This is a genomic window from Herbaspirillum sp. WTB6 (assembly GCF_057457785.1).
Genome location: NZ_CP176522.1, coordinates 2,022,229 through 2,046,805, shown reverse-complemented (window position 1 = coordinate 2,046,805; position 24,577 = coordinate 2,022,229). Strand labels below are relative to the sequence as shown.

22 protein-coding genes are annotated in these 24,577 nt (G+C 64.8%); 19 read left to right on the top strand and 3 right to left on the bottom strand.

Annotated features, from left to right (window positions below; all coding sequences use genetic code 11):
* Positions 1–148: 148 nt before the first annotated feature.
* A complete protein-coding gene (locus ACK2VC_RS09525) occupies positions 149–1,072 on the top strand; it encodes a LysR substrate-binding domain-containing protein (RefSeq protein ID WP_486730108.1) in 924 nt (307 codons plus the stop codon).
* Here the strand turns inward: ACK2VC_RS09525 and ACK2VC_RS09520 are convergent.
* Positions 1,061–3,082 (bottom strand): site-specific recombinase, encoded by a 2,022-nt coding sequence (locus ACK2VC_RS09520; RefSeq protein ID WP_486730107.1) that lies wholly within the window; start codon positions 3,080–3,082, stop codon positions 1,061–1,063. The genes ACK2VC_RS09525 and ACK2VC_RS09520 overlap by 12 nt on opposite strands.
* 216 nt (positions 3,083–3,298) lie before the next feature.
* On the opposite strand from ACK2VC_RS09520, the gene ACK2VC_RS09515 reads away from it, so the two are divergent.
* Both ACK2VC_RS09515 and ACK2VC_RS09510 read left to right on the top strand, forming a co-directional pair.
* The gene (locus tag ACK2VC_RS09515; RefSeq protein WP_486730106.1) at positions 3,299–3,646 is read left to right on the top strand and encodes a carboxymuconolactone decarboxylase family protein; all 348 of its coding nucleotides are present in this window, start codon (positions 3,299–3,301) and stop codon (positions 3,644–3,646) included.
* Positions 3,647–3,710: 64 nt separating this feature from the next.
* Positions 3,711–4,559, top strand: a complete 849-nt coding sequence (locus ACK2VC_RS09510) for a 2OG-Fe(II) oxygenase (RefSeq protein WP_486730105.1) — start codon at positions 3,711–3,713, stop codon at positions 4,557–4,559.
* 154 nt (positions 4,560–4,713) lie between these two features.
* On the opposite strand, the gene ACK2VC_RS09505 is transcribed toward ACK2VC_RS09510, so the two are convergent.
* Positions 4,714–6,279, bottom strand: a complete 1,566-nt coding sequence (locus ACK2VC_RS09505; protein ID WP_486730104.1) for an HDOD domain-containing protein — start codon at positions 6,277–6,279, stop codon at positions 4,714–4,716.
* Between the two features lie 96 nt (positions 6,280–6,375).
* Entirely contained in the window at positions 6,376–7,386 is a 1,011-nt protein-coding gene (gene lhpH, locus ACK2VC_RS09500) for a trans-3-hydroxy-L-proline dehydratase (RefSeq protein ID WP_486730103.1), read from the bottom strand.
* A 528-nt stretch (positions 7,387–7,914) separates the two neighbouring features.
* On the opposite strand from lhpH, the gene ACK2VC_RS09495 reads away from it, so the two are divergent.
* From ACK2VC_RS09495 to glpD, 16 genes are all read left to right on the top strand, one after another.
* Positions 7,915–9,096: an ABC transporter substrate-binding protein gene (locus tag ACK2VC_RS09495; protein ID WP_486730102.1), complete on the top strand. Its 1,182-nt coding sequence runs from the start codon at positions 7,915–7,917 to the stop codon at positions 9,094–9,096.
* Positions 9,097–9,297: 201 nt separating this feature from the next.
* A complete protein-coding gene (locus tag ACK2VC_RS09490; RefSeq protein WP_486730101.1) occupies positions 9,298–9,720 on the top strand; it encodes a cupin domain-containing protein in 423 nt (140 codons plus the stop codon).
* 37 nt (positions 9,721–9,757) lie between these two features.
* The gene (locus ACK2VC_RS09485) at positions 9,758–10,819 is read left to right on the top strand and encodes an Ldh family oxidoreductase (protein WP_486730100.1); all 1,062 of its coding nucleotides are present in this window, start codon (positions 9,758–9,760) and stop codon (positions 10,817–10,819) included.
* Positions 10,820–10,831: 12 nt separating this feature from the next.
* Positions 10,832–11,227 carry a RidA family protein gene (locus tag ACK2VC_RS09480; RefSeq protein ID WP_486730099.1) on the top strand — a complete coding sequence of 132 codons (396 nt, stop codon included), beginning with the start codon at positions 10,832–10,834 and terminating at the stop codon, positions 11,225–11,227.
* Between the two features lie 11 nt (positions 11,228–11,238).
* Positions 11,239–12,135: a fumarylacetoacetate hydrolase family protein gene (locus ACK2VC_RS09475; protein WP_486730098.1), complete on the top strand. Its 897-nt coding sequence runs from the start codon at positions 11,239–11,241 to the stop codon at positions 12,133–12,135.
* A 9-nt stretch (positions 12,136–12,144) separates the two neighbouring features.
* Positions 12,145–13,056, top strand: a complete 912-nt coding sequence (locus ACK2VC_RS09470) for a VOC family protein (RefSeq protein WP_486730097.1) — start codon at positions 12,145–12,147, stop codon at positions 13,054–13,056.
* Positions 13,043–13,981: an amidohydrolase family protein gene (locus ACK2VC_RS09465; protein WP_486730096.1), complete on the top strand. Its 939-nt coding sequence runs from the start codon at positions 13,043–13,045 to the stop codon at positions 13,979–13,981. Before ACK2VC_RS09470 ends, ACK2VC_RS09465 begins: the two co-directional genes overlap by 14 nt.
* A gap of 273 nt (positions 13,982–14,254) precedes the next feature.
* A complete protein-coding gene (locus ACK2VC_RS09460; protein ID WP_486730095.1) occupies positions 14,255–15,112 on the top strand; it encodes a branched-chain amino acid ABC transporter permease in 858 nt (285 codons plus the stop codon).
* Positions 15,109–16,086, top strand: a complete 978-nt coding sequence (locus tag ACK2VC_RS09455; RefSeq protein WP_486730094.1) for a branched-chain amino acid ABC transporter permease — start codon at positions 15,109–15,111, stop codon at positions 16,084–16,086. Before ACK2VC_RS09460 ends, ACK2VC_RS09455 begins: the two co-directional genes overlap by 4 nt.
* The gene (locus ACK2VC_RS09450; RefSeq protein ID WP_486730093.1) at positions 16,083–16,829 is read left to right on the top strand and encodes an ABC transporter ATP-binding protein; all 747 of its coding nucleotides are present in this window, start codon (positions 16,083–16,085) and stop codon (positions 16,827–16,829) included. Before ACK2VC_RS09455 ends, ACK2VC_RS09450 begins: the two co-directional genes overlap by 4 nt.
* Positions 16,822–17,532 carry an ABC transporter ATP-binding protein gene (locus ACK2VC_RS09445; protein ID WP_486730092.1) on the top strand — a complete coding sequence of 237 codons (711 nt, stop codon included), beginning with the start codon at positions 16,822–16,824 and terminating at the stop codon, positions 17,530–17,532. Before ACK2VC_RS09450 ends, ACK2VC_RS09445 begins: the two co-directional genes overlap by 8 nt.
* Positions 17,533–17,658: 126 nt before the next feature.
* The gene (locus ACK2VC_RS09440; protein ID WP_486730091.1) at positions 17,659–18,363 is read left to right on the top strand and encodes a GntR family transcriptional regulator; all 705 of its coding nucleotides are present in this window, start codon (positions 17,659–17,661) and stop codon (positions 18,361–18,363) included.
* Positions 18,364–18,458: 95 nt separating this feature from the next.
* Positions 18,459–20,063 (top strand): FAD-dependent monooxygenase, encoded by a 1,605-nt coding sequence (locus tag ACK2VC_RS09435; RefSeq protein ID WP_486730090.1) that lies wholly within the window; start codon positions 18,459–18,461, stop codon positions 20,061–20,063.
* Positions 20,060–20,794 carry an SDR family NAD(P)-dependent oxidoreductase gene (locus ACK2VC_RS09430; RefSeq protein ID WP_486730089.1) on the top strand — a complete coding sequence of 245 codons (735 nt, stop codon included), beginning with the start codon at positions 20,060–20,062 and terminating at the stop codon, positions 20,792–20,794. Before ACK2VC_RS09435 ends, ACK2VC_RS09430 begins: the two co-directional genes overlap by 4 nt.
* Positions 20,795–21,368: 574 nt before the next feature.
* The gene (locus ACK2VC_RS09425) at positions 21,369–22,715 is read left to right on the top strand and encodes a hypothetical protein (protein ID WP_486730088.1); all 1,347 of its coding nucleotides are present in this window, start codon (positions 21,369–21,371) and stop codon (positions 22,713–22,715) included.
* 67 nt (positions 22,716–22,782) lie between these two features.
* Positions 22,783–24,348, top strand: a complete 1,566-nt coding sequence (gene glpD / locus ACK2VC_RS09420; RefSeq protein WP_486730087.1) for a glycerol-3-phosphate dehydrogenase — start codon at positions 22,783–22,785, stop codon at positions 24,346–24,348.
* Positions 24,349–24,577 lie beyond the last annotated feature (229 nt).

The window sequence follows — 24,577 nt, the reverse complement described above, 5'->3', positions numbered from 1 at the left end:
TGGTCTCCTGTGTTGGTTATTGCATGTCTTTGCACGGATTCTAGGCAGTCAGCGTCGCAGAATGAAATACTGTTTACTGAGCACACAATAAGATTGTCTTATGGCGCGCCGGTGGCTTCCCGCCCGCGCGCCGCCAGGGGGGAATGGCGTGAACCTGAAACAGTTGAATTACTTCGTCAAGATCGTCGAAGCGCAGAACATGACGCGCGCCGCCGAAGGCCTGCACATCGCGCAACCGGCCCTGAGCCAGCAAATCACGCTGCTGGAAGACGAGCTGGGGGTGAAGCTGCTGAGCCGTAGTTCGCGCGGCATCCAGCCCACGCCGCATGGGGACCTGCTGTACCGCCACGCCAAGACCATCCTGCGCCAGGTCGACAACACGCGCATCCTGCTGTCGAAGAAGGAGGGTGACGTCACCGGCAACGTCTCGGTCGGTATGCCGTCTTCCACCGCCAAGCTGCTGGCACTGCGCCTGATGCGCCTGGTCAAGCAGCGTCATCCGTCGATCGTGCTGGAAATCGTCGATGTCCCGAGCGCCGACCTGACCTCGCTGGTGGCGCACGGACGGGTCGATTTTTCGCTGGTGCCCGATCCGCAAAAGCCGAAGGACATGAGCTTCTTGCCGCTATTCCGGGAAGAACTGTATTTCATGAGCCGCCGCGGGGCGATCCCGGGCAGCGGCAAGATCAGCCTGAAAAGAATCTGCGAACTGCCGCTGATCCTGCCCAGCTTGCCCAACACGCTGCGCTCGCGACTCGAGCACGCGTTCCTGAAAGCCAACCTCGCCTTCAACCTGTTCGGCGAGGCCAGCACCTCGGCAATCCTGATTCCGGCTGTGCGCGCCGGCCTGGCGACGACGGTGCTGCCCTATTCGGCGGCGCATGAGGAAATCCTGGACGGGAAAATCGATGCTCACCGGATCGAAACCGGCTTTGCGCGCGACATGTACCTGTGCACCAGCGACACGCTGCCGGCCTCGCCTGCCACCGCGACCGTGATCGCGCTGTGCTGCGAAGCCTTGCAGGAACTGGTTGCCAGCGGTAGCTGGAAGGGCTGCAAGCTACTGCACTGAAGCTGGCTGCGGCGCCGGCTTCTGCCGTTTCGGCGGCAACAGGAACTGGCGCGGGTAGAACAGCAGCCGGTGCAGCACCATGCCGAGCAGGCTCCAGCCCTGGAAGAAGGTCACCTGGCGCGCGCGCAGCGCCACCAGCAGCGCCAGCGTGAAGCTGACCACCAGGTTGGTGATGCCGATCACCGCCACGCCCAGCACCGCCATCAGCAGCAGGTGCAGATCGGGCGCGAAATCGAAGGCCACCAGCGCAAAACCGACGCTGGTGGCGGAAAACGTGATGTGGCGGATGTCGATCGGCAAGCCGACCAGCAGGCCGAAGGTGGACATGCCGCCCAACAGGAAGCCGAAATAGAAATTCCCCGCCAGCGCCCCGAGGTTGCGGTCGATGTAGGCGGCGAAGCGCTGCATGCGCGCCGCGCCGAACAGGCGGCGCGGCCAGGCAAGCTGCAGCAGCCGCTGCGGAATCCGGTTGTAGGCGGCCAGGTTGTCGTAGTAGCCGGCGATCAGACCCGACAGGAACAGGCAGAAGCCGGCATTCATCGCGAAAAAGAAGGCGCCGCTGGAGAGCGGGTCGATGTCGCGCAACATGGCGGTGGCCTTGCCGGTATCGAGGAAATGCGCGCCGAAGGCGAAATTCCAGACCAGCGCGATCGCCATCGCCACCGGCACCGTCAGCGCCAGGTTGCCGAAGATCGCTGCCAGCTGGCTGCGCACGGTGCGCGCGATCAAGGTCGTCAGCTCGGTCAGGCTGCGGCCGCCGCTGCCGGTATCCTGGATGCTGGCGGCGATCGCGTTGGCGGTCATCGCCGGCTGCTTGGTGGCGACCGTGAAGTGCAACATGTGGATCAGCACGAAGCCCAGGCCGTAGTTCAAGCAGTACAGCAAGCCCTGCACCAGCGGCGCCAATTCCAGCTTGCCGAGCAGCGTCTTGATTGCGGCCATGAAGGCAATGATGAAGCCGGCCCCAAGCGCCGAGCGCAGCAGCGCGAAATACTCTTCGCGGCTGGAGGTAATGTAGTGCTCACCGGTGCGCTTGGCGCTTTCGGTGACGCGCAGCGCCAGCAGAGACACGGTCTGGCGCCAGTAGTGGCGCAGATTGTTGCGCCGGCATTCGGCCGCCACCACCTGCGCGAACAGCTTGGCGAGCGGCGCGCCGACCGCTTCCAGCGTGCGGCTCTGGCCCATCGCCGCCAACAATTCCAGCAGCTCTTCGCTGCGGTCCAGGTGCTGCCGCAGCCGCTCCAGCGTGAAGGTCAGGCGCACGCTGGTGCCGCTTTGCACCGCGTGCTCGCGCGTGCGCCGGATGACCTCGCGGCATTGCCCCAGTTGCACCTGCAGGCGGATGCTGTTCGGCCACGGCTGTTCGGGGTCGGCCCACCAGGCGGCATAGGCGTCGACATAACTGCGCATCGCCTCGTTTTGCGACAGGAAAGCGGAGTCCGGCTCTTCCAAACGCGGATCGACGTGGATCAGTTCCGAATCCAGCCCCATCGCCGAGATGTGGTAGGACAGCACCTGCAAGCCCTCCAGCAACTGGCCAATCGCATACGGCAGCGTGTGCTGGCAAAACTCTTCATCTTCCTCGAATTGCAGCGCCGCGAACAGGCCGAGCCAGGTCGAGCCGGCCATGCGCTTGACCCAATGGGCGTCGCCCGGCTTGTTGAAGATCAGGCGGATCGTATCGCGCAGGTAAATCGGGTCGATCGCTTCCGGCAACAGCTTGTGGCTGAAGCGGCGCGAGGTTTCGGTGAAAAAGCCGGAATTCGGCAGGATGCCGCTTTCCACATACAGCAGCAGATGCTTGCGATTGCCGAGCAGATTGACGATCGCTGCGCGCAGGGTGGCGCGGCAGCCGGCGTCGGCCGCCACCAGGTCGGACAGCGCGCGCAACCGGCGCGTGGCCAGCGCCACGTTGCCGCTGCGGCGCGGCCGGACCGCCTTCACCAGCGCGGCCAAGAGCGGCACGGGATCGGAATCGGCTTGGTGTTGGCGCAGCAAGGTGTCGAACATGGCGAATATTTTTCAGTGGTGGTGTTGGCAGGGCTGCCAACGCTGGGACGATGAACCGGGAAAACAGTAGCGGTAAAAATTGCGCGGCAAAATTCCGGCTTGCGAATATACCATCGGCAGCGGTCGGCGCACAGCAGGCGAACGGCGTATATTTGACCGGCACATGCAAGCCGGCGCCGCATCCCGCCGCGCCGCCCGACCAAGGGAGAGTCCAAGATGGAACATCCGATGTATCCGCCGCTAACCAAGGAGCTGGCCAAACAACGGGCCGAGCTGACGCCCGAAATCCAGACCGCGTTCAAGGTCTTTTCCGCCCGCGTCTTTGCCGACGGCGCGTTGCCGAACAAGACCAAGCAACTGATCGCGGTGGCTGCCGCCCACGTCACGCAATGCCCGTACTGCATCCACGGCCACACCGAGTTGGCGCTGAAAGCTGGGAACACGCCACAGGAAATCATGGAAGCGATCTGGGTCGCGGCCGAGATGCGCGCCGGCGCTGCCTATGCGCATGCCGGGCTGGCGCTGGATACGATCAACCGGGTGCAAGGCGCCGCCGACGCGTAAGGCCGCCGGGCGTCCACAGTCGTAAAATGAGCGTATCCGGACTGGCTTTCTGCAAGGAATCGCCATGGCGCAAATGACACCCGAATGGATCGACTGGATCGAGGAAAACATCGCGCGCGGAGTATCGCCGCAAACCCTGATCGACACCCTGCTGCAGCACCAGTTCGCACGCGCCCAGGCCGAATATGCCGTGCAGTCGCGCCTGCCGGGCTATGTGGCGCCGCCTGCGCCGGCCGCCGCCGCAGCCGAGCAATACCGGATCGAAGAAGGCGGCCCGCAGCCCGGCAACCGCATCGCGCTCGACGGCCACGTGGTCGGAGTACGGATGATGCTGGCGCGGCCGCGCCTGATGGTGTTCGACCATGTCCTGACCGGGGACGAATGCCAGCAGTTGATTGCACTCTCCGAGAGCAAGCTGGCGCGTTCGACCACGATCGACGAGGCCACCGGCCGCGCCGAGGTCCACGCCCACCGCACCAGCAGCGGTACTTTCTTCGCGGTCAACGAAACGCCGTTCATCGCCGACCTCGATGCCCGCATCGCGGCGCTGATGCGGCTGCCGGTGGAAAACGGCGAAGGCCTGCAAATCCTGCATTACCAGGTCGGCGGCGAATACAAGCCGCACTACGACTACTTCCCGCCCGATCAACCCGGCAGCGCACTGCATCTTGCCCATGGCGGCCAGCGCGTTGCCACCCTGGTCATGTATTTGAATGACGTCGAGGAAGGCGGTGGCACGGTATTCCCCGAGCTCGGGCTGACGGTGGCTCCGGCGCAGGGCAGCGCGGTGTATTTTTCGTACTGCAATTCAAGCAACCAGCTCGATCCGCTGACCTATCACGGCGGCGACCCCGTGACGCGCGGCGAGAAATGGATTGCCACCAAGTGGATGCGGCAGCGCGCCTATCGGTGACGCCCGGCTCCCGGGTTCGTCAAATACTCCCATGAGATAACGTGGTTACCACCGATTAAATAAAGGTATTTACAACATACTCCATATAATTTTGATTGGTGCCCGTTGATCCGGTTACGGAGCATGCGTTTTCTAAATCCAAAAACCGGCCGGCTCAACCCTGGTTCAGCGCCGCCAGTACCTGTCCCTTCAGGATCTTGATCAGCGATGCTTCATCGCTCGGCACTCCTTCCGGCGCCAATTGCACGCGGTCGGCATAGAACAGGCCGAACGGCGTTTTTTGCACCACCAGCGGCAGCACGATGAAGCTGCGCGCATCCGGCAGCAGCAGCCGGTGCCAGAGCGGGATCAGTTCGCGGATATTGGCCGCGCTGGCGTCGGAAATCATCAAGTCGGCGTCGTTCTCCAGCGCCAGGTGAAACAGGTCGCGTTGGCTCGCCATCGGGAACGTGAAGCCGGCCTGGCGCGCCGCAGGCTGCTCGCCGATCGCCACCCGGGCGCGGAACTGGCCGCTCTTCGGATCCTTCAGGCACACCGTGGCAAAGCGGAAACCCATGCTGTGATAAATCGTTTCCAGCACCAGCAGGATCAGTTCATTGGTCTTGCAGCGCCCGGACGCCATCATCTGCGTCGCGTCCTGCACCCCGGCCAGCAGCAGTTCGCGCGCATTGCGCGGCTTGCCGCTGGGGTACTGGCGGCTGGCGCTGGGCGAAGCGCCCGGCTCGGGCGGCGCCAGCAGCAGTTCCCCCGGCAAGCCGCCCGCCGGCACCTCCGGCGCCGCCGCTTCGACCGGCTGCGGCGGCAGCGCCAGGTCGACGCTGTCCAGCAAGCTGCGGATTTCTTCCGAGGTTTTGGCAAACAACTGCTCGATCCGATCCTGATCCAGATTCAGCGCAGCGCCAAAACGGTTCAGCAGCACCTGGCGCCAGACATTGCCGTCGGCGCCGTCCAGCGCCGGCAGCAGGCGCGCCGCCTCGGCGGCAAAGGCGGTGACTTGCTGCATCCATTCCGGACGGCTGGCGGCCGGCCGCAGGGGACGCGCCGGCAGCGGCGCCAGCGCACGCACAATGCTGTCGGGAATTTCCCAGGCGCGCAGCACGGTTTCCGCCAGCGCATCGAAGCGAAAGCCGAGCACCTGCACCGCCGCCTGCGCCTCGCTCAGGTTGCCGCTGCTGTCGCCGTTCTCGACCAGAGTCTGCACCGCGCTATAGCCGGCATGTTCGTGGGCGGCCACCAGCAAGCGCCCGAGGTTCTTGAACAGGGCTGCGATCGCCGCTTCTTCCGCATCCTGATAATGGCTGCGGCGCGCCATCTCGCGCCCGACCACGCTGGCATACAACGCCTGGGCCAGCTCGGCGCGCACGCTTTGTGCGTGTTCGCCCTTGGCCAGGCCGTCCACCAGCAGCAGCGCCAGCGCGCTGGTCTTGATAGTATCGAAGCCAAGCAGGAAAATCGCGCGCGAAATCGTCGTCACCGGTTTACCGCCGGTCACGGTGCGGTAGATCGCGGCGTTCGACAGGCGCAGGATTTTCTGCGTCAGCGCGACATCGGACAGCACGAAATAAGTCAGGTCATGCACCGCTTCGTTGTCCGACGACGCCAGTTGCACCACCCGCGCCACCGCGCTGCCGAGCGCCGGCAGGTCGGTATCCTTGCCGATTCTTTGCAGGAACTGTTCACAGGTGCCGGCAGGGCGGGCAGCGGCGGACTTGCTGGGCATTTCTGGCATCGCGCTTTTCAGGTAAGGGTATTCATCTGGCCGCAGGCGCCGCCATCCAGCGCCATTATGCGGCCGGCACGACTGGCAAACTGTGACTTAACGTAAAAAGAAGCCGGTCGGAAACGGATCGGATTCTTCCAGCAGCCACTGGTTCATGCCCATGATGTGCGCGGCGCCGCTCACTTCGGTTTGCGCCGCGTCGAATGTGCCGACCCTGGCGGGTGCCGTGACGCGCACCGAAAAGCGGCTGCCGACGATGCTGTCGTTGACGTAGGACTGGTTCAGGCCGAGCTTGCCGCGCAAAAAGAGCTGGGCGGCGCGGCCCGAGGTGCCGGTGCCGGTCGGCGAGCGGTCGACTTCGCGGTCGGCGAAAATGCAGACGTTGGCCTGGTCGGCGCCAGGCTGGTTGGGCGCGCCGTCGATGATGGTGCCGTACAGCTGGTCGAGTCCCGGTTCCAGCGGATGCTGGATTTTCACCTTGGCCTGCACCGCCGCCTTGGCCTCAGTCCCGAGCTGGATCAGCGAGCGCACCTGTTCCGGCCGCACTTCGAGTCCGCTCTGGGCGATGTTGATGTAGTAGTAGAAGGCGCCGCCGAACACGATGTCGCCGACTACCTTGCCGAACGACGGCGTGTCCACTTCCAGGTCGCGCAGATAGATGAAAGCCGGCACGTTGTTGAAACGCACGCGGCCGGCGCGGCTGCCGTCCCACTCGACCCAGGCTTCGATGAAGCCGGCCGGGGTGTCGAAGCCGATCCGCGTTTCCGGCGCCACGCGCTCGACGAAATTCAGCTCCACCAGCACCTTGCCGAGCGCGATGATGCCGTGCCCGCACATGTCGCTATAGCCTTCGTTGTGGATGAAGATGACGCCGAAATCGGCATTCGCGGTGACCGGCGGCAGCAGATAGGCGCCGTACATGTCGGCGTGCCCGCGCGGCTCGTTCATCAGGAAGCAGCGCAGATCGTCGCGCTCGGCCTTCAGCCAGGCGCGCTTTTCCAGGATGGTGACACCGGGAACCGGCGGCATGCCGGCGGCGACGATGCGCAAGGGTTCGCCGCCAGTGTGGGCGTCGATGGTGTGGATGGTGCGGGTCAGGTTGAGCATGGTGATTCCCGGGATAATGGATTGCGTGCGGCGACCGGCGGCACGGTCGGCGTCATCCGGAACTATACCCGCAGGCAGTTCGCTGCGCGCAGCCAGCCATCGGCCGGCAAATGCCGCGTCGATCGCCATAAAGGATCGCATGGCGACTCATGGGCGTTCGCCTCCGTGTCATTGAGCGCGATGTTGTCGCCCAATCAAGCGTTGCGCCTTTCCATGAGCGACAGATTCCCGCTCGGCCGTCCCATCCGCCCGGTCCGGCCATCCAGGCCTGTCATCGCCGTCGCCACCAAGAGCGCGGCCCTGGTACACGACTCTTCCGAACGTCGCGGATGCCAAACAGCGTCGGGCCCGAGTGTGCTGCCGCCAGCATTTGCGGATCGGTGGAATTCTATTGATCTCTCACGTAACATGTTTTAAGATATATCAATACCCTTGGGAATCACGCGGCATGTCATTTCGTGTTTTGAGGCCGCACCAGGTAAGCAGGTTTTTTGTTGGCCCCCCACTTTCAATCAACGCGAGGAATCCATGTCAATCGATCAATTCAAAACACGACGCGCCACGTTGCTGGGAATTGCCAGTGCCGGCGTACTTGGGCTAGCGCTTGCCCCCCTTGCGGTCCATGCCCAGACACCTGCCCCATTCAAGATTGGCGTGCTGGCCACGCTGACCGGTGGCGTCGCGGACATCAACATCGGCGAGGTCAACGGGTTGAAGTTGCGCCTGAAGCAATTGAACGGCCAAATCGCCGGCCGCAAGATCGAGTTGATCGTGGAGGATGACGCGGGCGATCCCAACCTCGGCGTGACCAAGGTTCAAAAGCTGGTCGACCGCGACCAAGTGGATATCGTGATTGGTCCGTTCCTGGCGCACGTGGTCGCCGCCACCCAGGACTACATCGGTCGCAAGGGTATTCCGCACATGCCGATGACCGGCCAGACGCCGGAGAACGCGAAGCACCCGAATACGCTGGTGCCGAGCTGGAATTCGGTTCAGCTCGGACGCATGATGGGCGACTACTCGTACCGCAAGCTCGGCTACAAGAATGCGGTCGTGGTCAGCTCCAAATACAGCTACGGCACCCGGGTCTCGGACGGCTTCCGTGCCGGCTTCATCGCGGCGGGCGGGAAAGTAGCGAAGGAACTGTACGTGCCGTTGGGCACGGCCGATTGGGGACCGTTCCTGGGCGGCCTGCCGGAAGCGAACACCGTCTTCTCCGCGACGGCCGGCGCCGACGCGATCAAGTATGTCAAGGCCCGTCACGAATTCGGTCTGCGCGACAAGCTGCCGCTGGTTGGCGTGATCAGCACCGTCGACGGCATGCTGCTGCCTGCCATGGGCGAGGCGGCGGTCGGCTCGGTAGCGGTTACCCACTACCTGGAAGAACTCGACAACCCGGAGAACAAGCGCTTCATCGACGATTACAAGCGCGAATACTCGAAGACGCCGGCCGGCTATTACGAAGCGCTCGGCTACACCATCGGCCAGATCATCGAGGCCTCGCTGAACGCGACCAACGGCAAGAGCGAACCGGCAGCGCTGCTGGCGGCGATGAAGGCGGTGGATCTGAAGACGCCGCAAGGGCGGTTCCGTTTCGATGCCGAGAAGCGCTATCCGTACCTCGACTACTACTTCGTGAAAGTGGTCAGCAAAGGCGGCAAGCCGGGCTACCAGATTCTGGACGTCGTCAAGGACGTGCGGCCTGACTAAGTGTTGCGGCTTGCATGCGACTCGTGTTTGTGCCGCGCCCGTGAGCGGCGCACCTGAACCCCGGGCCATGGCCTGGCGTTCAGGTGCGCCAGCAGGGCAAGTGCTGACCACGCGGTTCGGCATGCGCGGCAATCCGTCCCGTGGCACACCGCTCGCTGCCGCGTCCGCTTGTTCAAATTTCTATTTTTCGGAGAAAGCTCCATGCAAGACAGTACTTCCATCGGCCAGCTAGCGGCGCAAGGCACGCCAGGACTGGATGAGATCCTCATTCATGCGACCGATATGTCGTGGCGGCCGAAATCCCTGGCCGGGGTGCACGAGAAAATGTTGTGGCGCGACGAGTCGACCGGCGCCTCGATCGCGCTGATCAAGTTCGAGAAGGGGGCCAGCATCCCGAAGCCGCACAGCCATGCCTCGAACCAGTTCATGTATTGCCTGAGCGGCAAATACGAGTACACCGCCACCGGCGTGACCCTGCTGCCCGGGTCGTTTTACTGCAACCCGAAAGGCAACGTGCACGGGCCGACCCTGGCGCACGAGGAAACCGTGGTGGTCGAAGTGTATGACGGTCCGCACTACCCGCAGATGCCCGACTGGTACACCGATGAGCAGGACGCGCGTTGAGCGCTGCAACCGACGCAATAACGGACTGAATTCATAAATGAGCAATATACAAGTTACCGCCGCTTCCCTCGCGCAACTGATCGAAGAGCTGTTTGTCGCGCTCGGCGCCGCCCAGCCGCAAGCTGCCTGTCTGGCCGATTCGCTGGTCGCCGCCGACCTGGAAGGCGTCGCCTCGCACGGCGTGGCGCTAGTGCCGATGTATGTCGAGCGCGTGCGCGCCGGCAGCGTGTCCCTCACCGCCACACCGGTCATCGTCGAGGACCACGGCGGTCTGGTCGTGATGTCAGCCGGCAACTCATTCGGACAGGTATCGTCCGTGGCGGCGGTGGAACTGGCCATCGAACGCGCACACCAGCATGGCCTGGCCTCGGTGGCGGTGCGCGATGCCTTCCATTTCGGAGCGGCCGCATACTGGGCAGGCCGCTTTGCGCAGGCCGGCATGATCGGCTTCGCCTTTTCCAACACGCGTCCGCTGATGCCGGCGCCGGGCGGCGCCGAGCGCGTGGTCGGCAACAACCCGCTGGCGATCGCCTTCCCGTCCGCCAGCGGCGAGCCGCTGGTAGTGGACATGGCGATGAGTGCCACCGCGATGGGCAAGATCCGTCTGGCGCAGGCGCAGGGGAAATCGATCCCCGAAGGCTGGGCGACCGATGCCGGCGGCCGGCCGACCACCTCCCCAGCGGACGCCATCAACGGCATGCTGCTGCCGGCGGCCGGACCGAAAGGCTTCGGACTGGCGGTGGCGGTCGACCTGCTGTGCGGCGCGCTGGCCGGTGGCGCCTTCGGCGCCGCAGTGCGGCCGCTATACGGCGAACTCGACAAGCCCTACAACTGCGCGCACACCTTTCTCGCGATCGACGCCCAGCGCGTCGGTGGCGGCGCCGGCATCGGCGCCCAAGTGGCGGCATTCGCGCAAACCATCCGCGATTCGCGCAAGGCACCCGGCAACGAACGCATCTATGCGCCGGGTGATTTGGAACGTGCCCGCCGCCAGCAACAAAACGGCCGCTGCCTGCTGGCGGCCGATCTGGTCGACAACCTCAACCAATTGGCGCAGCAGACCGGAATCGGCGCGCGCCTCAATTTTTCGCAACCCTGAAGGAGTATCACCATGAAAGAACAAATCACTTCCCCGCTGCTGGCCAAGCCGAACGGTCAATTTTCGCAGGCGACCGCGATCGAAGCGCGCGGCAAACTGGTGTTCATCTCCGGCATGACGGCACGCGCCCAGGACGGCAGCATCGCCGGCATCGGCAATGTCGAAGTGCAGACGCGCCAGGTGTGCCAGAACCTGAAAGCGGCGGTGGAAGCCGCCGGCGGCACGCTGAAAGACATCTGCCGGGTCGACGTCTACGTGCGCAATATCGAGCATTTCAGCGTGATCCACAAAGTGCGCCAGGAATTCTTCGAGGCACCGCTGCCGGCTTCCACCATGGTCGAAGTGGCGAAGATGGTGTCGCCGGAATACCTGATCGAAATCAGCGCCATCGCTGTCATTCCGGAATAAGGGACGCCAGCGTGAAAATCGGAACCGTTCTGGCAGGAGGCGCCGAGCGCGTCGCCTGCCTGCTGGATGACCGGCAGGGGGTGCTGGCGCCGGTCGCCATGGGCGACCTGGTCAGCATCATCGGACAAGGCGACGCGGGCCTGCGGGCCTTGCGCGCGCTGGCCGGCGATGCCGGCGCCGAGCGCTTCAACCTGGCCGAGGTGCGGGTGTTGGCGCCGATTCGCCGTTTCCAGCGCGACATCCTGTGCACCGGCTGGAACTACTGGGATCATTTCTACGAGAGCGCCGGTAAACGCGAAGGCCAGGATGTGCCGAAGCCGGATGCACCGACCTTCTTCACCAAGGGGCCGGACGTCGCGATCGGTCCGAACGACGACATCGCGTTCGATGCCGTGCTGTCCGCCAAGTGGGACTACGAGGCGGAAATCGTGGTGGTGGTCGGCAAGACCGGCCGCAGCATCCCCAAGGAACGGGCGATGGAGCACGTGTTCGGCTATTGCCTGGCAAACGACATCTCGCAACGCGACCTGCAGCGCCGCCACGGCGGCCAGTGGCTCAAGGGCAAGAGTATCGATGCCACGATGCCGCTCGGTCCGTGGATCGTGCTGCGCGACGATATCGATCTCGCCCAGGTCACCATCGAGTGCGAGCTGAACGGCACGCTGATGCAGCAGGCCAGTGCTTCGCAGATGGCGTTCAGCATCGCCGAATTGATTTCGGAGCTGTCGTTCGGCATGACGCTGCGCGCCGGCGACGTGCTGCTGACTGGCACCCCCAGCGGGATCGGCAACGCCCGCACGCCGCCGGTGTTCCTGGCCGCCGGCGACGAACTGCGGGTGTGCGCCACCGGCCTGGGCGAATTGCACAACCGTATGTGCGCAACCGACCTCAGCTCCTATCGGACTTAAGGAAACAACATGGAAACATTACGGGTTCAACATCTGGCAGGCTACGGCCTGGAAGTGCCCGACGTCGATGTGGCCGAGAAGTTCTACACCACCTTCGGCCTCGCTGCCGACACCAGCGGCGGCACGCTGCAACTGCGCAGCCTGCAGTCCGGGCCGGCGGAAATGGTGGTGGTCAAAGGTGCGCAGAAGCGCCTGCACCACCTCTCATTCGCGATTCGCGAGCAAGATCTGGCGCGCTTCGGCGAGCATCTGAAAAGCATCGGCACGCCGCCGGTCACGCCGCCGTTCGGCGCGCTGCGCGACGGCCTGTGGTTCCAGGATCCGTGGGGCACCTGGATCAACCTGGTGCCGGCGGCGCCGGCCGCGGAGAGCCTGCCGGAGCCGGTGGTGCTGCAGCCGCGCGTGGACCGTCACCTGTGGCAGGAATTGAAGCGCGAGGTACGCCCCAATCGCCTCGGTCACATGCTGATGTTTACCCAGGATTGGGAAAAGACCGAGGCCTACTACAGCCTGGCGCTCGGCCTGCGCACCAGCGACCGCGCCGCCGGCAAGGTGTCGTTCATGGCAGGCGGCACCGGGGTGCGCGACCACCACTGTTTCGGGCTGATCAACAGCACGCACCGGGGTTTCCAGCACAGCAGCTTTCAGGTCGATTCGGTGGACGCGATCGGCTTCGGCGCGCTGCAGATGCACAAGGCCGGCTACACCGATGGCTTCGGCCTCGGGCGCCATGCGCTGGCCTCCAACCTGTTCCACTACACGCGCGATCCGTGGGGCAGCTGGATCGAGTACTACGCCGACATGGACAAGATCAGCGAAGCCTGGCAGTCGCGCGACTGGAACGAGCTGCCCTATGTCTGGCCGCAGTGGGCGCCGGAATTCTGGGGCAAGGAAATGAATGCCAATCATGAGCCGCGCTGAGCACAGCATGATCGAGCTGGACGTCCATACCCACCTGGCGCCAATCAATCCCGGCCGGCTGGCCGGGATGCCCGGGGTAAGCTGGTTGCCGGATGAGGGCGCGTTGCTCCTCGACGGCCATCGGGTCGGCATGCGCGACCTGTTCCATCCGGAGCGCCTGCTGGGCTGGATGGATGAAAACCAGGTACGGCGAGCGCTGGTCTCGATCCCGCCGCCGTTATATCGGCAAGCTCTGCCGGCGCCGCAGGCGCTGGCGTGGGTGCGCTATGTCAACGAGGAAATGCTGGCCATCACACAAGCCAGCGATGGCCGGCTGAGCACCCTGTTTTACCTGCCGCTGGAGCATCCGGAACTGATCGAAACCCTGTTGGCCGACTATCGCGCCGGTCCCTATGAGGGCATGGCGCTGGCCGCCGGCGGCCATCCGGACATCGACTATTCGCAGGGCCGCTACGCGGCGCTGTGGCAATGCCTGGATGAAAAAAAGGCCTTCGTCTTCATCCATCCCGGCACCTGCGCCGATCCGCGGCTGGCGCGTTTCTATCTCGAAAACCTGGTCGGCAATCCCTACGAAACCGGGGTCGCGGCCAGCCATCTGGTGATGGCCGGCGTGCCGGCCAGGTATCCCGGCATCCGTTTCTGCCTGGCGCATGCCGGCGGCGTTTTTTCCGCGCTGTGCGGGCGCATGCAGCAAGGTTTCGACACCAGCCGCCCCGGCGTCGACCTCGAGCAGGAACTGCCGTTGCAAGCAGCGCTGCGCTTTCGCGTCGATTGCATCGCGCACCACCCGGGCGTGCTGCGCCTGGCGCGGGACGTGTTCGGCGCCGACAACATCCTGTTCGGTTCCGACTGGCCGTTTCCGATGGGCATCCGCGATGCGGTTGCGAACTATACGAGTCTCTTGAAGGATACCGATGGGGACTAGGCACAGCCTGCAAAGGCTACCCGCGCCGATCGCCGATGCCGTCATAGCCGCCACGCGCGGCTTTCCGGTTCATCGATGGCCATCGCGGGGTGCGGAATTGACACTATTCGACTAGCAGGAGACTTCCTTGATTGACGATGCATTCGTCCGCTGTACCCGTTCCCGTGCCCACCTGGCCTCCCAAGGCATGGGCAACCGATCCGCCCGCAGGCGGCCCGAGTTGTTCGGCATCGAGAAGCCCGGGGCGGCCCCACACCATTCCGGGACCACATCATGACTTTCTGGATTTATCAGTTACTTAACGGCCTGTCGTTCGGCATGCTGCTGTTCCTGTCGGCGGCCGGGCTGGCGCTGATCTATGGCGTCATGCAGATCCTCAACCTGGCCCACGGCGCGTTCTATGTGTTCGGCGTGTGGACCGCGATCTCGGTCTTCAAGCACACCGAAAGCCTGCTGCTGGCGGCCGCCGGCGGCATCCTGGCGGTGATCGTGATCGGTGTCCTGGTCGAACGCTTGCTGCTCAGGCGTTTGCCGCGCGACGAATTGCCACAAGCCTTGATGACCTTCGGCCTGATGCTGATGCTGGGCGACCTCGCGCTCTGGATCTGGGGCGGCACACCGCAAACCCTGCCCCGCCCCGAATGGCTGTCGGGCGCGCTGAACGTGGCCGGCGTCATGTTTCCGAGCTACCGACTGTTCGTCATCGGCGTCGGCCTGGTGGTCGGCATCGCGCTGTGGTACCTGCAGGCGCACACCCGTATCGGTGCGCTGATCCGGGCCGCGATCGACGACGCCGAGACGGCGCAAAGCATCGGCATCAATGTGTCCTTGCTGTCCACCATGACCTTCGTGGTCGGTGCTGCCCTGGCGGCGTTCGGCGGCATCATCGGCGGCCCGATCATCGGCGTGCATGTCGGCACCGAACTGGAAGTCTTGCTGCTGTCGTTCGTCGTCGTCATCATCGGCGGCCTCGGCAGCCTGCAGGGAGCCTTCGTCGGCGCCATCATCGTTGGCCTGCTCGACAGCATCGGCAAAGCGCTGATCCCCGACTTCGCCCTGTTTACCCTGTTCGTGCCGATGGCCCTGATTCTGGCCATCCGCCCCAATGGTCTTTTTGGTCGCAAATCATGATGAATCCGCTCGCTCCATCCATATCCGGAACACGCTCGCCGCAACGGCGCAACCTTGTGCTGGTAATCGCTGTCCTGCTCGTGCTGGCGGCGCTGCCGCTGGTCACCGGCTCGTATTACCAGGGAGTGGCGGCGAAGATGATGATCTTCGCGCTGTTTGCCGCCAGCCTGAACCTGATCCTGGGCTACGCCGGGCTGGCTTCGCTCGGGCATGCCGCCTATTTCGGGGTCGGCGCCTACGCGGCCGGCAAGCTGGCGGCCAGCGGAATTCCGAGCTTCTGGCTGCAACTCGGACTGGCGGCCGGGCTGGCGCTGCTGACCGCCGCGCTGTTCGGTTTCCTGACCTTGCGCGCCAAGGGCTCTTATCTGCTGATGATCACGCTGGCGCTGGCCCAGGTGCTGTGGGGCGTGGCCTATAGCTGGCGCGAGTTCACCGGTGCCGATGATGGCATTCCGGGGATTGCCCGGCCGTCCGGCGCGCTGATCTGGAATCTCGCCAGCGACACCGGTTTCTACTACCTGGTGTTCCTGATCTTTTGCCTGCTGCTGCTGGCAATCTGGGTGCTGGTCGGCTCGCCATTCGGCAAGGCCCTGGTCGGCATCCGCGAGAACGAGCGCCGCATGACCGTGCTTGGCTACAACGTCTGGCTGTACAAATACCTGGCCTCGCTGCTGGCCGGCATGGTGGCCGGCATCGCCGGGGCCCTGCTGGTATGGCAGAACGGCTTCGTCGGCCCGAGCTACCTCAGCATCACGTTCTCGGCCACCGCCCTGATCATGGTGATTCTCGGCGGCGCCGGCACCGTGTCCGGTCCGGTGCTGGGCGCCTTCATCATCATCGCGCTGGAAAATCTGGTCAGCGGCATAACCGAGCGCTGGGTCCTGATTCTGGGCGCAATCTACGTACTGGTGACTCTGTTCGCCCCGCATGGCCTGGTCGGCCTGTTCTCTACCCGCAAGAAGGATCAGGCATGAACGCGCTGTCGATTGAAAACCTGAGCTTGCAGTTCGGCGGCCTGCGCGCCATCGACGACTTGAGCTTCAGCGTCGAGGCCGGCGAGCGCCTGGTCCTGTTCGGACCGAACGGCGCCGGCAAGACCACGCTGTTCAATGTCATCACCGGCCTGCTGGCGCCGACCGGCGGACGGGTCAAGCTGTATGGTCGCGATCTGGCCAAAAGCAGCGTGCGCCAGCGCGTCGCGCTGGGACTCGGCCGCACCTTCCAGATCACCACGCTGTTCCCGCGCATGACCGTGCTCGAAAGCGCGATGCTGGCGGTGCAGGCCGGCGAGCCCTCGCGCTACACCATGTACCGCTCGCTGATGTCCTACGGCCATATCAAGCAGCGCGCGCTCGAACTGCTGGCCGACTGGGGCATCGCCGCCAAGGCCGAGGTCGAGACGCGCTTCCTGTCATACGGCGAGCAGCGGCAAGTCGAACTGGTGCTGGCGCTGGCGCGGCGGCCGCGCCTGCTGCTGCTGGACGAGCCGGCCGCCGGCTTGTCGGCGGCGGAAACGGCGACGGTGGAGGCGATGATCGAAAAATTCCCGCGCGACATCACGGTCTTGCTGATCGAGCATGACGTCGATATGGCATTGAGGCTGGCCGACCGCGTGCTGGTTTTGCAGCAGGGCCGTTTGATGGTGTCCGGGTCGCCGCAGACCATCCGCAACGATCCGGCAGTGGCGCAGATCTATTTTGGAGTTGAAAGTGTCTGACATCCTGGTTGTCAACAATGTGCATGCGGGTTACGGCGCGAGCACCGTACTGCACGGTATTTCCTTCGCGCTGCAGCCGGGCCGCATCTGCGCCATTCTGGGTCGCAACGGGGTCGGCAAGACGACCCTGATTCAGGCCCTGGCCGGCCACAACCGGGTGCGCCAGGGCTCGGTCCACCTGGCCGGTGAAGAGGTCACGAATCTCGCGCCCTACCTGCTCGCGCGCAAGGCGGTCGGAATGGTGCCGCAAGGCCGGCGATTGTTCCCCTCGCTCAGCGTGCGCGAGCACTTGAGCGTCGGCGCGCGCGCGGCGACGGCGGGCATTCGCCCCTGGACGGCCGAGCGCGTGATCGAAGTCTTTCCGCGCCTGGGCGAGCGGCTCTCTAACCTGGGCGGGATGCTGTCCGGCGGCGAGCAAAGCATGGTGGCGCTGGGTCGGGCACTGGTCGGCAACCCGCGCGTGCTGCTGCTCGACGAGCCGTCCGAGGGCCTGTCGCCGCTGCTGGTGAATAATGTCGCCACGGTGCTGCGCACGCTGCGGGACGAGGGCCTGGCGATCCTGCTGGTCGAACAGAACCTGAACCTGGCGCTATCGCTGGCCGATGAGGTGCACATCATGAGCAAGGGGCAGATCGTACATTCCGGGACTGCCGGGGAGTTGCGCGCCGATCCCGATCTCAAGGCGCGCTTCCTGGGGGTCTGATAACCGGGAGTCGCGGCTCCGGCGGCGTTGCGCGATATTGAGGCTTGTTGTCGCGCCACGAAGCCCGGCCTGATTCATACTGATGGGCTTTTAGTAACGGCAATCAATCGTTCGGCAGAAACGCATATGACCAAGAAAATGACCAGCAAGGCCAACCACCCAGAGGATATCTCCGGCGAGCATGAGCCGGCCGCCCGCGGCATGTCGCTCAGCGAGCATGCTTATACGCAGATCAAGGACAAGATCCTGTCGCTCGAACTGCGGCCCGGCTTGTTCCTGAACGAAGCCAACCTGTGCGAAATGCTGGATCTGGGCCGCATGCCGGTGCATCAGGCCATCCATCGGCTGAAGGCGGAAGGTCTGGTCGAGGTGATCCCGCGCAAGGGGCTGGTGATCCGTTCCGATTCCTTGCACGACATCCTGGAACTGATCGAAGCCCGGCTGGCGATGGAACCCAACATCGTCGCCCTGACGGCGGAGCGCATCACGAAGGAGCAGATCACGGAACTCAAGAAAATGCTGCAGGAGTCGCGCAAGCTGAAGAACCAGAGCAGCCGCGAAGCGTTCAGCGTGATCGATCGCGCCTTCCACACGCTGGTCGCGGAGGCCGCCGGCAACCGTTTCCTGGCGGATGCGCAGCGGCTGCTGCACGACCGCTCGACCATGATCTGGCATCTGCGCATCATGCCGGAGGATGGCCTGGTCGTGACCCAGCGCGAGCACGAGGCGATCGTCGACGGCATCGCGCGCCAGGACGCCAATGCGGCCAGGGCGGCCATGACCGAGCATCTGCTCTCGCTGCAGAAGCGGATTCTGAAGGCATTGCGCTAGCTCGCCGCGGAAATTCCATCTTCCTTTCGGCGCACTCCGGGTTCCGTGCATCGGAGTGCCGCCATCATCCAAGCCACGGTTCACAGATCGATCAAATGACTAATCCAAATCCCAAGCAATTGCCTGTCGCCATTGTTGGTGCAGGCCCCATCGGGCTGACCACGGCGCTGGGGCTCGCGTATTACGGCATCCCCACGGTGGTCTACGAGGACGATGTGCAACTCTCGCTCGATACCAAGGCCGGCACCATCCTCACCCGCACGCTCGAGATTTTCCGCCGCTATGGCGTGGCGGACGACGTGCTGGCGCGCTCGCTGCGGGTGGACGAGATCGGCGAGATCGATCGCCGCACGCAGCAATCGACCTTTCCAGTGCTGCTCGACGCCTTGTCGGCCGAGACCCGCTACCCGTTCGTCATCAACCTGCCGCAGCATCATCTGGAGCCGATCCTCGCCGCCGCGGTGGAGCGCTCCGGGCTGATCCAACTGAAGATGGGGCATCGGCTGGAAACGTATGAAGACCGGGGCGATCATGTGGTGCTGAACCTGCGCACCAGTGACGGTCTGGTGCAGGAGGAAGCCGCTTTCCTGCTGGCCTGCGACGGCGGCCGCAGCACGGTGCGCGAACAGCTGGGGGTGATGGTCGAGGGCAAATCGCTGCCGGTCAAATACGCGCTGGTCGATCTGGTAGTCGACCTCGATCTCGAGAATCCGCGCGACTATCCTTACCTGGCCTATTTCGCCGACCCCGAGGAATGGATGATCCTGGTGCGCCATCCGCACTGCTGGCGCTTCCTCTATCCGCTGCAGGAAGGCGCCGAGGAGCCGACCGAAGAAGAATTGCGCGACAAGTCGCTATCCTTCATCGGCCATGTCAGCAACGTCAAAGTGATCAACAAGGTCACCTACAACGTGCATCATCGGGTGGCGACCGAGTGGCGCCGCGGGCGCGTGTTCCTGATGGGCGATGCCGCGCATCTGATCACGCCGATGTGGGCGCTGGGCCTGAACACCGGCGCGCTCGACGCCTCCAACCTGCCGTGGCGGCTGTCGTGGTACCTGCGCGGCTGGGGCGATGAAAACATCCTGGACGGCTACGAACGCGAACAGCGGCCGCTGGCGGTGCACGGCTCGGGCGAGATGGCCGAGGCGGCGCGGCTGTCGATGGCCAAGCGCGGCGATGCATCGCATGCGATGTCGGACAACAACTGGAGCAACGCCTACACCCGCACCATGCTCGGCGTCAAACTGGACGTCAACGGCTCCAACGACTGGTCGATGGTCACCCGCAGCAGCCGCCCCGCGGTCGGCGCGGGCGACCGCCTGCCCGATTACCTGGTGCACACCCCGGCCGGCTGCGAGGAGCGTATCCACGACTTGTGCTCGGGGCGCTTCACCGCGCTGTATTTTTGCGACGCGCGGCGCCGCCCGCTGATCCCCGAAGACAAGTCGCCGACGCTGCGGCACTACGCGGTGTCGCGCTACGACGCGCCGCACGACTCAGGCCTGCGCGACCGCAGCCTGCTCGATCCGGGCGACGCGCTGGCCAAGCGCCTTGGCATCCCGCCCAACACCCTGGTGCTGCTGCGCCCCGACGAGCACATCGCCGCCATCGTGCCGATGACGGACAACCCGACACAGGCGCAAGAGTTGTACCAGCAGATCACCGGTCTACCGCCGGTCACGGAGATGCAATCATGAAGGTCAGCTACGATTTTTCAGGCCGCACCGTGCTGGTTGCCGGCGCCGCTTCCGGCATCGGCCGCGAAGCCGCGCTGGCTTGCGTGCAGGCTGGCGCCACCGTGCTGGCATTGGATATCGACGCCGCCGGCCTGGCCGAACTGGCGGGACCGCGCATGCTGGTGCAAACCGTCGATATCGCCGACCCGGCGGCGGTAAATGGCGCGGTGACCGGACTGCTGCAAGCCACCGGCCGGATCGACGCTGCCATCATCACCAGCGCGATCCAGAAGCGCACGCCGATCGATGCGCTGTCGGATGCCGAGTGGCAGCGCCATCTGGATGTCAACCTGTCCGGCGTGTTCTACTTCTTGCGGGTGCTGTTCCCGGTGATGAAACAGCAGCGTTCCGGCTCCATCGTTGCCTTCACCTCGGGGCTGGCCAGCAACGGCTGGCCGGGCGCCGCCGCCTATGCGGCGACCAAGGCCGGCATCATCGGCCTGGTGAAATCGGCCGCGCATGAGTTGCGCAGCCACGGCGTGCGCATCAATGCGGTATCGCCCGGCCTGGTGGCGACGCCGGTATTCCTGCAATCGGCCAGCGCCGAAGAATTGGCGATGTACGAAAAATCACTGGGCGTCTCGACTCCGGACGAAGTGGTACCGACCTTGATGCACCTGATTTCCGACGGCGCCGCCACGATTTCCGGCAACATCATCGAGCGGCGCCTGATTCCGCGCGCTAGCGAGTAACCCGGCGGGATACCCATGCCGGGCGCTGCCCGAGGCCCGGCATAGTTTTCCGAAAACCAGGGTATATGCAAAAACCTTCCGATTGACGACCGAAACAAGCCGTTAATCCATGGAGTATAGGTGCGGATAACGACCTGACGCGCCTCCGGTAGCGGCGCCGCCTTCTCCAGCGGCGCCGCCGGAAAACACCCCCGCCGCCTGCAGCAGATGCGTCATGCGCCCGCGCCTGGCAGCCGAACTTGTCGCGCCCGGTCACCGGCCGGATGACGCGCGGCTGCCCGGTTATGGCCTGCGGCATGATTCACGCCTGCCAGCGCCAATGCAGCTTGCAAGGGCGGCGCCCACGCCGTTTGTTCTTTAGGCCAGAGGATTCCCGCTGACCCTCGCGGGAGCACAGTGGAATGAACCCGATGGGCACTGGCGACAGGCCCCACTCCTGGCTGTGTCACGGATCACTGTTGCGGCTCGTTTGCTGTCATCATCACGCCGCGGTTAAGATCGTGCTGCGGCCTGGGCTGAAATTGCACCGCGCTGCCGCACGCTTGCTCACCGCACCCGCACCGGAGACATCAGGATGAATCGTTTTTCCCTTGCCCCGATCCTGGCGCTGGCCTTGGCCTTGAGCGCCTCGCAAGCCGGCGCCTGGACCAACCACAGCCCGCCGACTTACCGCGCGCTGGAGCGGATGCCGGAGGTAGCCGAGGCTCCCGCCGTCACTGTGGAACCGCTGGAAACCTTCCTGAAAGCGGAGGAAAAAGCGATCGAAGCCCTGCTGGCCAGCCAGGAAGCCTGGGCCGTCGCCAATCTGGACCCCTACCCGGCGCGCCCGCCGGCGCTGGCCTTCGTGGCCGATGCCGGCCGTTCGGACCAGGCACGCCGGCTGGCGTTCCTGCGCGCCCTGCGCATCGCCGCCGACAGCAAATTCGCGCTCTACCTGCAGCCCGACCCGTGGCGCGAGGCGGCCGGCACGCCGCTGCCCTATTCCGCCGTCAGCACGCTGCCCGAGCCCGCGGCGCGCTACCGTTTCATCAGCCTGAAGGCGGGCGACCGGGTGGCGCCGCTGGCGGTGATCGCCTCGGCCGCCGACGAGCCGGATTACGGGCTGGACATCAACCTGTGGCAGGACAGCCCGTCCGCCTGGGGCAAGGAGTATGGCCTCGGCGCGCTGCCATTCGGTAACCCGGCGCTGTCGTTCTCGACCCAGGCGCCGTTTCACATGGGGTTTTTCCACGAAGGCCGCATCCTCTACCTGGCGGCACCGTTCATCAAGCGCACCTTCCCGCTGCTGCGCTCGCACCAATATGCGTCGCTGGCTGCGCTGGCGTTTCGCAGCGGGCATGCGTACTGGGGCTGGCGCTTTACCGGCCTGTCGCTGCATTACCTGCAAGACCTGACCCAGCCCTACCACGCCAGCCTGGCGCCTGGCGAGTCGACCGCCAAGCTGCTCGGGATCAACCTGCTGGCGATGGCCGGCCTGCACGGCTACAAGGACGACATGATCGTGCTGCTCTCCAACCGCCACCTGGCGCTGGAAAACTACCAGCATGAGCAAATGCGCGCAGCCGCCCGCCAGCGGCGCGAAACCGCGTTTGAACAAGCGCTGCACGACACCGGCAAGGACCGCGACTACCCGGCCTGGAGCGAGCGCTACCTGCGCGACGTGGTGTCCACCCAGTCCCGCCGCAGCGCGCCGCAAGTGGCCAAAACCGTAGTCGCCGCGCTGCCCGCGCAGTATGTCTCCGACCCGGCGTTCGACTTCGGCGCCCACGAATCCGAAATCGACCTGCTGCGTGCGATGGAGCAGCAGGACGCCACCCGCCGCGCCCGGCTCGACCGCACGGTGGCCGAATTGCTCGGCAACTTCGGCGCCCATACCCGCAACGCGGTGCGCGGCATCCTGCAAGCCGGCCAGCGGCAGTAGCAGGCGGTTGCCGCCGCACCGGCGGCGCGGCTCGAACCCCCATTTTGGCGCGAGGACAATGCCAGCAATGCCCGACAAAATCGATTGCATCGAGTGCGATGTGCTGGTGGTCGGCGGCGGCATCAACGGCGCCGGCATCGCGCGCGACGCCGCCGGGCGCGGCCTGTCGGTCGTGCTATGCGAAAAGGACGACCTCGCGCAGCACACCTCGTCAGCCTCAACCAAGCTGATCCACGGCGGCCTGCGCTATCTCGAATATTACGAATTCGGCCTGGTCAGGAAGGCGCTGATCGAGCGCGAAGTGCTGCTGCGCGCAGCGCCGCACATCATGTGGCCGCTGCGCTTCGTTATGCCGCATGAAAAAGGCCAGCGCCCGGCCTGGATGATCCGCGCCGGCTTGCTAATGTACGACCTGCTGGCGCGGCGCGAATTGCTGCCGGCATCAACCGGCGTCGACCTGCGCCGCCACCCGGCCGGCACACCACTGAAAAGCGGCTTCGTGCGCGGCTTCGAATACTCGGACGGCTGGGTCGACGATGCGCGGCTGGTGGTGCTGAACGCGATCGACGCTGCCGACAAAGGCGCGACGGTGCTGACCCGCTGCCGCTGCGAGGCGGCCGAACGGCGCGCCGATCATTGGCTGGCGACGCTGCGCAAGGCCGACAACAGCACCCTGCAAGTGCGCGCGCGCTGCCTGGTCAACGCTGCCGGGCCCTGGGCCGCAGAATTCCTGCAGACTGCGGCGTGGCAGCCGGCGGCCAAGGCGCTGCGCCTGATCAAGGGCAGTCACATCGTCGTGCCGCGGCTGTTCGAGCATCCGTATGCCTACATCTTCCAGCACGCCGACGGCCGCATCGTCTTCGCCATCCCCTACGAGCACGACTTCACGCTGCTCGGCACCACCGACCTCGACTACCACGGCAGCCTGGACCAGGTCGCGATCGCGCCGGACGAAGTCGACTACATCTGCGGGCTGGCCAACCATTACTTCCAGAAACGGATCACGCCAGCCGACGTCGTCTGGTCGTATTCCGGCGTGCGACCGCTGGTCGAAGACTCTTCGGCCGACGCCGCCGCGGTGACGCGCGACTACCGCCTCGAATTCGACGCCGGCGTGCAAGATAGCCGGCGCGCGCCGCTGCTGTCAGTCTTCGGCGGCAAGATCACCACCTTCCGCAAGCTGGCCGAGGAAGCACTGGACCGGATCGCGCCGGCGCTCGGCAACCGCCACGGCACCTGGACCGCGAACGCCTGCCTGCCGGGCGGCGACCTGTACGGGCCGCGGCCGTCGAAGCGCTCGGTGCTGGAATTCGCCGGCTACGTCCAGGACTTGCAGGCGCGGTACGGCTGGCTGCCGGCGCCGCTGGTGGCGCGCTACGCGCGCGCCTACGGCACCCGCATTCACGCACTCTTGGCGGGGCGGAGCGAACTGACGCAGATGGGTGAAGAGATCGCGCCCGGATTGTTTGCGGCTGAAGTGGAATACCTGATCGAGCACGAATGGGCGGTTAGCGGCGTCGACATTCTGTGGCGGCGCTCGAAGCTTGGGTTGCATTTAGCTACGGATGTGGAGCGGCGGCTGGATGAATGGATCGCCAAGCGCGGTTTGATTGCAACTAGCAGACCAGCTTGATTCGGATAAATCGGCGAGAAAGAACAATCTGGCATGGCATGTTAGAACGCGAACGGCTCAGATCGACCCAAAGCCGACCTTGAGTTTCTGGCCAGTATCGGACTGCTAAGCGACATTTAGCTGCTATTCAGCCAAGGACACCCACAGGTATCTAATGGCCAGATTATGGATGCTATAAAGATATTACAAGTGCTTTCTCTGCTATTCTCACGGCATGCTGAATCACTAC